Annotated in this window: 8 protein-coding genes and 1 pseudogene; 2 read left to right on the forward strand and 7 right to left on the reverse strand. The window is 66.8% G+C overall.

All coding sequences use genetic code 11. The annotated features are described in order from the left end of the window. Positions 1–2: 2 nt before the first annotated feature. From EET10_RS20390 to EET10_RS20415, 6 genes and pseudogenes are all read right to left on the reverse strand, one after another. Entirely contained in the window at positions 3–2,624 is a 2,622-nt protein-coding gene (locus EET10_RS20390) for an AAA family ATPase (protein ID WP_036400405.1), read from the reverse strand. Then, entirely contained in the window at positions 2,621–3,772 is a 1,152-nt protein-coding gene (locus EET10_RS20395) for a metallophosphoesterase family protein (protein WP_036400406.1), read from the reverse strand. Before EET10_RS20395 ends, EET10_RS20390 begins: the two co-directional genes overlap by 4 nt. 251 nt (positions 3,773–4,023) lie before the next feature. Further along, the gene (locus tag EET10_RS20400; protein WP_036400407.1) at positions 4,024–5,082 is read right to left on the reverse strand and encodes a cupin domain-containing protein; all 1,059 of its coding nucleotides are present in this window, start codon (positions 5,080–5,082) and stop codon (positions 4,024–4,026) included. A 300-nt stretch (positions 5,083–5,382) separates the two neighbouring features. Next, a complete protein-coding gene (locus EET10_RS20405; RefSeq protein WP_051490315.1) occupies positions 5,383–6,138 on the reverse strand; it encodes a hypothetical protein in 756 nt (251 codons plus the stop codon). Beyond that, positions 6,135–6,623: a hypothetical protein gene (locus EET10_RS20410; protein ID WP_244602026.1), complete on the reverse strand. Its 489-nt coding sequence runs from the start codon at positions 6,621–6,623 to the stop codon at positions 6,135–6,137. Before EET10_RS20410 ends, EET10_RS20405 begins: the two co-directional genes overlap by 4 nt. Positions 6,624–7,189: 566 nt before the next feature. Further along, positions 7,190–9,569: pseudogene (locus tag EET10_RS20415) on the reverse strand (LuxR C-terminal-related transcriptional regulator). Between the two features lie 300 nt (positions 9,570–9,869). On the opposite strand from EET10_RS20415, the gene EET10_RS20420 reads away from it, so the two are divergent. Next, positions 9,870–11,237, forward strand: coding sequence for an HNH endonuclease signature motif containing protein (locus EET10_RS20420; RefSeq protein WP_036400413.1), 1,368 nt, complete (start codon positions 9,870–9,872; stop codon positions 11,235–11,237). A gap of 34 nt (positions 11,238–11,271) precedes the next feature. After that, positions 11,272–11,784, forward strand: a complete 513-nt coding sequence (locus EET10_RS20425; protein ID WP_036400415.1) for a SixA phosphatase family protein — start codon at positions 11,272–11,274, stop codon at positions 11,782–11,784. A gap of 39 nt (positions 11,785–11,823) precedes the next feature. Here the strand turns inward: EET10_RS20425 and EET10_RS30285 are convergent, their stop codons facing one another. Further along, positions 11,824–12,015 (reverse strand): hypothetical protein, encoded by a 192-nt coding sequence (locus tag EET10_RS30285; protein WP_218028479.1) that lies wholly within the window; start codon positions 12,013–12,015, stop codon positions 11,824–11,826. Position 12,016 lies beyond the last annotated feature (1 nt).

Here is a 12,016-nt window from a genome sequence, read left to right on the forward strand (position 1 = left end):
CGCTAGGCACGGAGATCGATGCGGTGCGCGTTGGCGACACCGTCGTAGCGGTCGGGACTGCACGTCAACACGATCACCTGTCCATGGATGCCCACAGTGTCGAATACCTCCCCCATCTTGGCCAACCGGTCTGGATCGGTGAACCCTAACGCGTCGTCGACCACCACCGGAACGGCGTCCTCCTTGGCGACCAGGGCCGCCCCGGCAAATCTGGCCAGGATACCGAGCTGCTCTTTGGCACCCCCGGACAACGACTCGTAGGGCACCGTGGTGCCGTCCAGGGTGCGGCTGCAGATCTTCAGGTCACTGTCGACCTCAACCTCGAAGGTGTGCCCGAACACCGGCCGGCCGAGCCGATGCAACTCCGCTCGGTACGGCTCGACATAACGCAGGCGGGTGCTGTCGCGGTGACGCGCCATCACCGACCGCAGCAGCTGCGCGGCCCTGGCCCGCTGGCCGACGCGGGCGTGCCGGCCAGCGGCGTGCTCACGCTGCGTCTCGGCGGCGTCGAGCTTGCCCTTGCGGCCTTCGCTGCCGTACACCGAGAGTTCAATGCTGATCTCTCGCAACGCGTTTACGGCATCGTCATGGCGCTCACGTAGCGACTCTGCTTTGTCGGTGGCTTCCTTCAGCTCGGCGGCTACCGCCTCGGGCGCCATGGCCGCGAGGGCTTCGGCCAGTTCGGCCACCCGCCACTCGGCGGTTTCTCGCGAGCGCAGATCCGCGTCGGCTTTGACCGCCAGCTGTGCATCGCTGACCGAGGCGCGCGCCTGCGCCAACCGGGCTCGGGCCGAGTCGAGTTCGGCGAGTTGAGTTTCCACCCTATGCCGTAGCACCGTTGCCTGCGTGGATATCTCGGCCAGCTGGCGAGCAGCGGCTGCGGCAGTCCGGCGCTGGGTTTCGCACTCGGTCTCCGCGGCCGTGCGGGCCGCCTCGGCCGCTTGCAATTCGACTCGGGCGGCCGCGGCGTCCGTCGCGAACAGATCCGGCTCGGCGGGTTGGCTGGCCTGCAATTGCGCCAGTCGGGCTCGGAGTTGATCCTCCTGGTCGTCGCCGCACAGGCCGGCCAGAGTGGCGGTCAGCTGATCGCACCTGCTTTCCAGTTCCCGGCGCCGCCGGTCGGCAGCTCGCGCATCCGCCACGGCGGCGACTCCACCGGCCGTCAATGCTTGGGTCAGCTCTTGTTGTGCCGCAATGTGTTTGGCCTGCATCTCCTGGGCGGCCGGGCCCTGGCTGATCCGCGCCGTGAGGACACCTGGCACCACCACCTCTGCGGGTCCGGCGGCCGTGATCGACCAGCATTGACCCGCCGGAAGCGAGACCCGCTGCTCGCCGACTACAAGCTCGATGTCGACCGCGGCGGTGAATTCCACCGCGGCGGAGATCGATGCGAGCTGTCCGTCTGATCGATCGGCAGCCGCGGCGGCCTCGTCGATACGACGCATCACCTGTTCGGTCACCGTCACGTCGGACAGCTCAGCACGGACCCGGTCACGTTCGCGCTGGATCGCGTCGATCCTGGCCAGCCGCGTCCCTAGCCGGTCAGCCTCCTCGCGGTCGACGATCTGGTCGAGCGCTCGCCGAGCGGATTCGGCGCGGCGCTGTGCGGCCGACAGCGCGTGCATGGCCTCCTCGACCGCGGCGTCGCAGGCAGCTACCGCCCCCGCTGCCACGGCCTGCCGATCGACGGCCTGGTGCGCTTCGGCCTGCAGGGCCGCGAACGTTGCGCCGCCGGCGTCGACGTCGGCGACACAGGCCAGCCGCTCGGCATGTCGTGCCGTCGATGCGGCACTGGCAGCGGCCGCAGCGGCGGCGATGAGTTGTGCTTCCCGCGCTTCGTTGGTCAGCGCGGCGATCCTGTCCGCCGCGGCCTGCGCCGCGACGAGCCGAGGACCGGCAGCGACACGTTGTTCCGCTAACGCAGCCACCCGCCGGGTCAGCTCAGCATGGCGCCGAACCCGCTCGTCGACCTCGGCCACGGCGGCCGCACACTCCGCCACCGCGGCCTCGGCTTGGGCGAGCTCGTTGATGGCGGCGGCCCATTCCCCGGTGGGCCGCCCGGTCGCGGTGAAATAGCGCGCATATTCGGCGTCGATCCGCTCGATCAGCAAGGGCTCGGCGCCGGACAGCGCCGCCTCGTCTCCGGCCGCGACATCGAGCGCGCGCGACAATGCATCGCACCCCGACAGATCCACCGCGACCGTCGACGCCGTCTGCAGCACTCGCTGCGCATGCCAGAGCTCGGTGTCGACGGTCTCGGCCAGCATCGCTCGGACCCGATCGTGCGCTTCATCGCCGGTCAACTGTTCGCGGCGCGGCGCCACGATGGTCAGCTCGGTCTCGGGCCGCTTGTGGAAGCGTTTCCGGTAGACGAAACGATAAGGGCCGCTGCTGATTTCGGCAGTGACTTCGGAGCCGACGTCCGCGTTGGTGGGCTTGACCTGCTTGACGTCCTTCCTCGTCGAGCGGTCTTTGGATTCCAGCAACAGGTCCAGCGCCTCGATCATCGACGACTTGCCGCTCTCATTGGCGCCGCATACCACCACCACGCCGTGATCGGGAAACGCGATCTCCCGGTGGGAGATACCGCGATAGTTCGACAGGACGAGCCGGTGCAGCTTCATGCGACGCCCCGGTCAGTCAGCCGCAACAGCAGCGCCAACGCCGCCTGAGCATCCACAGCCTCATCGCCCTCGCCCGCGCGTGCCGTTGCGATCAGCTCATCGACCGCGGCGGCGGCGAACCCCCCGATGCCGAGGTCGGAAAATTCGCCGTCGGCCGGTACCACCGCCAGATCGGTGTGACGCTCCCATAAGCCCAGCCACGCGAACAACCGCGCGTACTTGTCCAGGCAGGCGTCCAACGTGGCGCGGTCGGTGACCGTCAATGACCCGGTCAGTGCCAGCCGCACCACGGTGCGTTCCTTGTCGGTCATCAGATCCAGGTTCATGTCCAGGTCGGCGATGTCGCGGCTGGTGTCCACCTGCGTGTGCAACGTGACGAAAAGCCAACGCCCGATATGCCTGGCGTCGACGGCTACGGGTCTTTCGGGGACGCTCTCGTCGATGTCGACCACCAAGACGTATCCCGGATCTGCTTCGACATCGTCGAAATTGGTGACTTCCGGGGAGCCGGAATACCACACCCGGCCGCTCCCGCCGACCTGGGTGCGCGAATGCTTATCCCCAAGGGCCACATAGTGGATCAGGCCGGCAGCCAAAGCCCGGTCGAGTTCGCCGAGGTGGATCAGGGAGGGCTTGTCACGGTCGGGGTCCAAGACGTCGACGCCGCCGTGGGCGACGAGCACCCGGGTGACATCCGCTGCCGACAGGGGGGCCAGCACCTCGGCGACCAGGTCGGTGGTGGGCGCTTTCGACCGCCACGGCGCGGCGACAATCTGCAGACCCGGCCGCACCTCATGCACGCCGGGCCGGTCGAGCACGATCACGTTGTCTGGGCGTTCGGCCTGGAACAGCGCGCTGGTGTAGACCGACGATGCATCCAGCGGGTCGTGGTTGCCGGGCAGGAGGTACACGGGAATTCCGATGGCGCGCATGGCCTCCAGCGATTGGCCGATCACCTGGGGAGCGAGTTGGTTGTGTTCGAAGACGTCGCCGGCCACCACCACGAACTCGGCGCCGACGTCGGCGGCCAGCGCTTTGAGTCCGGCGACTGCGTCGCGGCGGGCCGCGGAATAGCGGGGCTGGGCGTCACCCGCGAGGAAGTGCCGGGTCATGCCCAATTGCCAGTCGGCGGTGTGCAGGAATCGCATCCCGGCACCTCCCTCTGAAGTGCATGTCTATCAAGGCACCGCGAGTGTAGGACTCGGTGCCGACAAGTCGCGGGACCTCGCTCGGCAGGTTCGGCTCGAGGCCGCGGCGTCGTTGACAGAACAGTCACTCACGTCACTCTGGTTTCGTGGCGAGGTCTTCGAGTTGCTCGACGGCGTTGACTGACGTCGCGTGGCGGCAGTGGCCGCAGCAGGTGCGGCGGGCACCGAATCGTGCAGCGGCGGACGTGCTCTCAGCGCTCCCCTAGAGCGTGGGCATCGAGTGGGTTGAGCCGGTTGACGATCAGCGGGTCGGCTTTGGTGAACGGGAAGTCGGGCAGGTCCTCGAGGTGGGTGTTGAATGCTGCCGCAAGCACTTCGCGCGAGTAAGCACTCACCGACGTCCGGTAGCCGATGTCGCCGGGGGTCGGCTGGTCGAAGAAGATGCAGAAGTGCATTTCCGGGGCGTCAACGACCTCGATGTGGTGCGGGTAGGCGCGAGGAATGAAGTAGACGTCGCCCTGCTGCAGGTACCAGGTGTCCAGCTCGCCGCCGGGACTCATCACGGTCATGCGCGCCGAGCCCCAGTTGACGTAGCCCATCTCGGCGGTGATCGGGTGCCAGTGCGGCTCACGCATCCCGTCCTCGCGGATTCGTAGGGAGTACATCGATAAGTCTTCGAGCACCGGCCAATATTGCAGCCGCGCGGTCCTGGCCGAGCCGACCGCCATGCTCACGGGCGGAGTCATCGCATCGACAGAAAACCTGTGTGGGTCGTTGAAGTACGCCGTGTCAGGAACATCCGGTGCCCCGGCGCGGGCGGCTAGGGCGCGGTCAGTGGTGCTGCAGCGCATCGCCGCGAAATCCGAAGCCGGCAGGTCGTAGGTGTTGCCGAGCACCACATCGGTCATGGCGCCAAACGCTGCCCCGAGCCCGAAGTCCTCGGGCCGTTCGTTGCGGAACGCGATGACGAATTCGCACACGTCGGTGCCGATGTTTTCGATGTGGTGCAGCGAACCGGAGTCGATGTGGAACATGTCGCCGGCATGCACCACGAACGAGGCGAACTGGCTACCGGTGTCGAGCACCGAGACCAGAGCGGTGCCCGAAACACAGTAGGTCAGTTCGTTGGTATTGGCGTGCCAGTGTGGCGTCCGCATCGCGCCCGGGTTGATCACCAGCCGCTTGATCGACAGGCCCTTCAGGATGGGGAAGGTGTCGGCCGTCAGCCGCTGGATGGAACCGAGGTCGGACTCTTCGACAATTTCACCGTCAATCAATGATGCGACGTGTGCGCTTGTCTGCGTGAGCATTTCATTCTCCTCAACTCCTGGATCGAAGATCGCAGTGGATTGCTGCCCGTTACGATCCCCGCGCGGGCGGCGAGCCGTCCAAGACCCGGTTTCGATGTGTCGATCAGCGCTGATTATCAAACGCCTCCGCGAACGCCTCCGCGCTCGCCGTTTGGGCCGGTAGTGTCGGCGACGCAGGAAAGCTGGCCGGCGCGGACATCGGTTGTCAATCTCGGGTGCCAGAGCGGGTTTTCGGTGCTCGTGCGGTGACCGGTCAGGGGCGTGCCCAGCCAGAAGCTGATCTGCTCCCACGGCCCACATTCAGCCGGAGCGGATGCGGCGCAGGGTGTTTTCGAAAAGCACGTCGAGGACATGCTGATTGCTTGTGGTCGCGTCACCGATAAGCACCAGGTTCGACAGCTGCGCGAAGGAGAGGTATTGCGCCCTGGCGGCGTTGGCGGAGCCTCCGAAAACAGTGGTGACCGAGATCCGGAAGAGACGCAGCCCGCGAGCGGAGCGCGCGTCTTCGATCACATGCACCGTGTGGTTTATGGTGTCCGCGAAGGTGAATCGTGAGCACCGGGACATCCGGGCGGTCATCGCGTCAAAGCCGCTTTGGTTGAACTCGCGGCCGATTTGCAGGCGGACGTCAGGATGCTGGCCAAAACGTTCGGGCCGATCGGCGGGATCACGTCCCGCGATTTCGGCGCCGCCGGCGATGCCGGGAGCCAGGTCATTGATGTTGGCGCATTCGGGCGGATCGTAGTCCAGGTCACCGTTATGGAACGGTTGGGTCCTGAAGTATCCGAACCTGTCGGCGCCGGTCCTGGTGTCGACGGTCCACGTTGTCGGGAAGTCGGCGGGTTTGGGAAGCAGGTCGGCCAGCTGTTGGTCAGACAGCACCGCCAGTCCCGGGGCCAGCGACTGGACGGTTGGTCGCCAATGTCGCAGCGCGACAGGCGCAGTAGTCAGTACCGCCGCGATGGCGACCAAACACATCAGCGCGGCCATGAAAAGCGGCGCGCGCGAATCCCGTTGAGCGCCCGCAGACCTGCCGTCGTCGGATGTGCCGCTCATAGCGCGCGCAGCCTGTGCAGCGTTTCGGCGGCACGGCGCTGCACCAGCTCGCGATCCCCGGTGGTTTCCATGTGGACGGAGCATTCCAGGATGACGCCACGCAACGCGTAGTAGCTGACGAGATAGGTCGCCGGTGGTTCGTGACTGTCGGCGGTGACAAATGTTCTGGTGACCACGGCGGCGACAACGGCGTCGTCGGTCCAGTGGTCCTGCAGCACCGTGGTGGCCGAGCGGTGATCTTTGAATCGCCCATTGAAGTCGTAGTTGGTCACCTGGTAGGACCCGCATCGGCCCAGCCAATCCAGGTAATTGGCGATGCGCTGCGGACCGTCGGGAACCACCGAGATTTCGAAATGCGCATTGGGGCCGTGCTCGTCGGTTTCCCCCGTCGCCGGCCAATCCCAGATTCGAGCATCGCGGGCAATCAGCTGGGTGTAGCGGTCGACGTCCAGTTCCGCGGCGAGTGCCGCGCCGGAATGGGTCAACAGTTGCGGGATCTTAGTGCACTGCGCCGGTTCATACACGGCTCGCGGGCCAAGCTGCGGCGCGGTGCTCGAGGCAGTGGTCTCCGAGAGCGACGAGCGGCGCAACCACCCAGACAGGCTATACCCCCAGTCCGCCGGAAAGTCGTCACTCGACGGAAGCGCGCCAGCCAGAACCCAATCCGCTCGCGACGCCAGACTCGTCGATGAGTTTGCGCGAGGGCCAATCACAAGCACCGTCACCCCACACGCGCCGAGCATGGCTAGTGCCGCACCGGCTACCAGGTATGGCCACGACCGGTGCGGCGCGCGCGTCCCTGATCGCCGAACGCGCGCCGCGAAACGCCCACTGGACGCCATCGGATCCTCCCGTCTGCGCTATACGCGGATTGACGAAACATCTCACACTGGAGCCGAGGTCGCACGCCAGTCAGCTGTCAGTCGGGCGGCTGGCCTGCCCTAATCCCGGGCGACCATGGATACTGTCGGATGTGGCTTTGTCCGTTCTCGCACAAGCATTTCAGCGGACGCGGCAGCTTAGTCGACGCCCAGAGCGATGTATCAACCCATCACTGAGAACGCCGGGCCGCCTCTTGAGCGAGCTGCACCCGGGAGGTGAGACCGAGCTTGGTATAGACGTGCGTCAGATGGGCCTGCACCGTACGTGGTGACAGAAAGAGCCGGGCGGCGATGTCTTTGTTACCCAGACCTTCGGTGACCAATCCGACAACGTCGAGTTCGGCCGGGGTCAACGACTCCCAGCCGCTAGACGCACGTTTGCGTTCGCCGCGGCCACGCTGGGCGTAGCCGATTGCCTCTTCGGCGCTCAGGGTCGCGCCTTATACCCATGCGGCATCGAAGTCGTTGTTGCCCATCGCGTTTCGCAGTCCGGCCACCGAAGACTCGTAGTCGGCTTGGTGGATCTTGAACAGCACCTGACCCATCCGTCGGCGACAGGCATCGGCCGCGCCGAAAAGCCTTGCTGCTAGCCAACTGTCAGTGTCATTGCCGAGGTCGGCCAGGCAGTCGAGGGTGTCGGCAAGGTGTAGGTACACGCCACTGTCCCCTGCGCACGTGAGGGCGTCGTGGGCGTCGTGTCCGGCCTGGTCTGGCACGCCCTGCGCCGTTGCCACCCGAGCCCGAGCCAGATATGCCACCACCCGGTGCCAGCCGGTCGCCACGGCGACGGCGTCATCGGCCCACGAGCGTGCCGCGGTGAGATCACCCAGTACCCGCGCGGCTTCGACGGCGTTGAAGCCGCGCTGCGCCACCGCCATCTTGGGCGTAGCCACGCTGAGGCAGCGCCAAGCCGCGTCGCTAGCGACCTGCGCCTCCGCCACATCGCCCCCGGCCAGCGCCGCTTGCGCTGACGCCACGTACCCCAATCCCAGGAAATACTCGCCGAGGTCCGCCACGGCCTCCAGCGCCACTTCCGCCGCCGCGCCTGCGGCGCTCACCTCGCCCCGCTGCGCGTGCGCAACACCCAGGCCCATGAGGCCAGACGCCGCGAGAAACTCATCGTGGGCCGCTTGGCAATCGGCCACCACAGCGCTGAATTGTGCTACCGCATCGACCAGGTCCCCCCGCATCAGAAGTGCCCATCCGAGACTGAGGCGACATTGATGCGCGCCGAACCGGTCGCCGACGGCGTCGGCGACATCACACCCCTCTTCGGCGGTCGCTTGGGCCGCGGACGGGTCACCCTGCATGACAGCCGTATTCGACTGCTGGGCAAGGATCTGGCTCAGCCTCCCAGCCATCGACGTGTAGTAGTCGCGGTGTCGCGCCCGGACGGCGTCAGCCTCTTCGGATTCGCTCAGTTATTCCAGTGCTTACTGGCGGACGGTCTCCAGCAGCCGGTATCGCGTGCGGCCACTTGTGTTTTGGGCGAGCACCAGCGACTTGTCCACCGGCAGGGTGAGCTGATCGAGCACTTGGTAACGCTGGATGTCGTCGGCTCCGGCGACCGTTTGCGCGGCGTCCAGGTCGAAGCCACCGAGAAACACCGCGAGCCGGCGAAACTGGCGGCGTTCGGTGTCGGTGAGCAGCGCGTGGGACCAATCGACCGAGGCCCGCAACGTCTGCTGACGGCGCACCGCGGTGCGCGAACCACCGGTCAGCAGGCGGAATCGGTCATGCAGGCCGTCGACGATCTCCGTCAGCGACATCGTCCGCACTCGTGCAGCCGCCAGTTCGATCGAACACGCCGTCACGGAACTTGTTGGCGATCAGAGCGGCGACATGCACCGCCAGCCGCGTCTTACCGACGCCACCCGCTCCGGTCAGGGTGACCAGCCGACTATCGGCGAGGGCATCCTGCAGGCTCCTCGTTTCAGCTTGGCGGCCAACGAAATTCGTCAGATTCACCGGAAGATTGTGGGTCGCCATGGTGACGGGTGTGCGCAGCGGCGGGAAGTCGTTGCACAAGTCGGGATGACATAGCTGCGCGACTCGCTCGGGCCGGGGTAGATCGCGCAACGGATGACTGCCGAGATCGCTCAACCACGAGTCGGCCGGAAGCTGATCGATGACCAGATCACTGGTGGTCCCCGACAGCACCGTCTGGCCGCCGTGGGCCAGGTCGCGCAGCCGTGCGGTGCGATTGATCGCCGGCCCGACGTAGTTGCCGTCGCCGCTGGTTTGGCTGCGTAGCCGCACCTCACCGGTATGCACCCCGATGCGCAGCCTGATCGGCGCCAGCGGCGCGCGCTGCAACTGCACCGCACAGGCCACCGCGTCGGAGGCGCGCGCAAACGCGATCACGAAGCTGTCGCCCTCGCCCTGCTCGACCGGCCGGACACCGTCGTGGGCGGCGATCGCCTCGGACACCGCCTGGTCCAGGCGGGTGATAGCGGCCGCCATCTCGTCGGGGTGCGTTTCCCACAGCCGCGTGGAGCCCTCAACGTCAGCCAGCAGCAACGTCACCGTTCCGGTTGGTAGCTCGCTCATGCTCACGTCGCTCCAGTCGATTTCGCTCATGGTAGCCAGCATGCGGAGACGCGCCGATCGCAAACATCAGCGAAATGGCTCATCGTGCGAGTTGCGCAGCGCGTCTACATACGCGTCTGCGCGGGTCGCCGAATTAGGCGCTTCGGCCGACGGCGGCTCACCGGTCCCGCTCGCAAAGTCATCGCATAGTCGAGGCGATCACCCGCGCCGCGGCGCCGCCCATCCGCACCTTCGGCGACGGGCTCGAGCGAGTTTTCGTTCGCCGACGAGTCTGTCGGTGGCCGGCGATAGTATTCGAACATGCGTTCGACTAATCGGGAAGATGTCATCTCGGCCTTCGCTGCGCTCAAGGCGGCAATGACGCAGTTGCTCGAGCTCTCCTTCGACGCGTTGACCACTGCTGAGCGGCTGGTCTTGCTGGAGCACTGTGAGACGACGCGGCGTCAGCTGCCCAGCATCGAACACTCGCTGATCAACCAGATTGCCGAGCAGTCCAGCGAGGAGGAGCTGGGTGGTAGGTTGCCTTCGGCGTTGGCCACCCGGTTGCGGATCACGCGGGCGGAGGCCAGCCGGCGGGTGGCGGAGGCGACCGAGCTCGGTGAGCGCCGCGCGTTGACCGGTGAGCCGTTGGCGCCGCAGCTCAGCGCCACCGCTGCCGCGCAACGGGACGGGCGCATCGGCGCGGCCCAGCTGCGGGTGATCCGCGACTTCTTTCGCCAGCTGCCCGCCGGTGTGGACCTCGAGACGCGGGAGAAGGCCGAGGCCCATCTGGCCCGGCTGGCCACCCGGTTTAGTCCCGACCAATTGGCCAAGCTGGCGCAGCGGCTGATGGACTGCCTCAACCCCGACGGCACTTTCACCGATGAGGACAGGGCACGGCGACGCGGCCTGAGCCTGGGCAAGCAGGGCCTTGACGGGATGTCGCGCATCAGCGGCTGGCTGACCCCGGAAGCGCGCGCCAGCCTGGACGCGGTGTTGGCCAAGCTGGCCGCTCCGGGCATGTGCAACCCGCACGACGACAGCCCGGTGGTGGACGGCCCGGCACCTGAGGAAGCCGCGCAGCGTGACACCCGCTCGGAAGGCCAGCGCAACCACGATGGCCTGCTGGCCGGCCTGCGCGGCTTGCTGGCCAGCGGCGAGCTCGGCCAGCACAACGGCCTTCCCGCCAGCATCATCGTGACCACCACGCTCAACGACCTCGAAGCCGCCACAGGTAGGGCGCTCACCGGCGGTGGCACCCTGTTGCCCATGTCGGATGTGATCCGCTTGGCCCGCCAGGCGATTCATTACCTGGCGATCTTCGACAACGGCAAACCCCTGGCGCTGTACCACGCCAAACGCCTCGCGTCGCCGGGGCAGCGAATTGTCTTGTACGCCAAGGATCGTGGCTGCAGCGCACCCGGCTGCGACGTACCGGGTTATCGCTGCGAGGTCCACCACGTGCGGGAGTGGGCGACCACGCACCGCACCGATATCGACCAACTCACCCTGGCCTGCGGACCCCACCACAAACTCCTCGACAGCGGCTGGACCACCCGCAAAAACGCCCGCGGCGACACCGAATGGATACCACCGGCCCATCTCGAGCACGGGCAGCCCAGAACCAACACCTTCCATCACCCGGAGAAACTCCTGCGCGACGGAGACGACGAGGAGGATGCGGCATAACCACCCACTGTCCCGACTCACTAACGTGAGCCCAATGAATGCGCAGCGCCGCACCCTTGTGCTGATGCGACACGCGAAGTCGACGTATCCGGACGGCGTTGCCGATCACGACCGGCCGTTGGCGCCACGGGGTGTCCGCGAGGCCGGGCTGGCCGGGAACTGGTTGCGCGCCAATGTGCCGAAGGTCGACAGTGTGCTGTGCTCGACGGCTACTCGGACCCGAGAGACGTTGGTCCGCACCGGCATCGATGCGCCGGTGCGGTACGCCGAGCGGCTCTACGGCGCCAGACCTGGCATTGTGGTCGAGGAGATCAACCGGGTAGCCGACGAGGTCATGACTCTCCTCGTAGTCGGGCACGAGCCGACGATGTCGGCGCTGGCCCTGATATTGGCAGCCGCGGATGGCACCAACTCCACAGCTGCACAACGTATTTCGGAGAAGTTCCCGACGTCGGCGATTGCAGTACTGCGAGTCTTCGGCGCCTGGGCGGACCTGCAACCCGCCGGTGCGGCACTCGTCGCCTTCCATGTGCCGCGGCAGGCCTAGACCACCGAAAGTGGCGTCTGCCGTGGTACTGATAACGCGTTAGCCGTGGCTGCCGGACTTGCCAGTCCCGCCAGCGGTGCCGTTGCCTCCCGTGCCCCCGGTGCCGCCGCTGGCGCCGCTGGCGCCGCGGCCTCCCGCGGAGGCGTCGTTTGTGGCGCCCGGACGGCAGAACACCGGCACCGCCTGCCCCTCCGGCTCCACCGGCACGTATGAGCCCGCGCTCGAAGTCAAG

The organism is Mycobacterium pseudokansasii (genome assembly GCF_900566075.1).
Taxonomy (GTDB): Bacteria; Actinomycetota; Actinomycetes; order Mycobacteriales; family Mycobacteriaceae; genus Mycobacterium; species Mycobacterium pseudokansasii.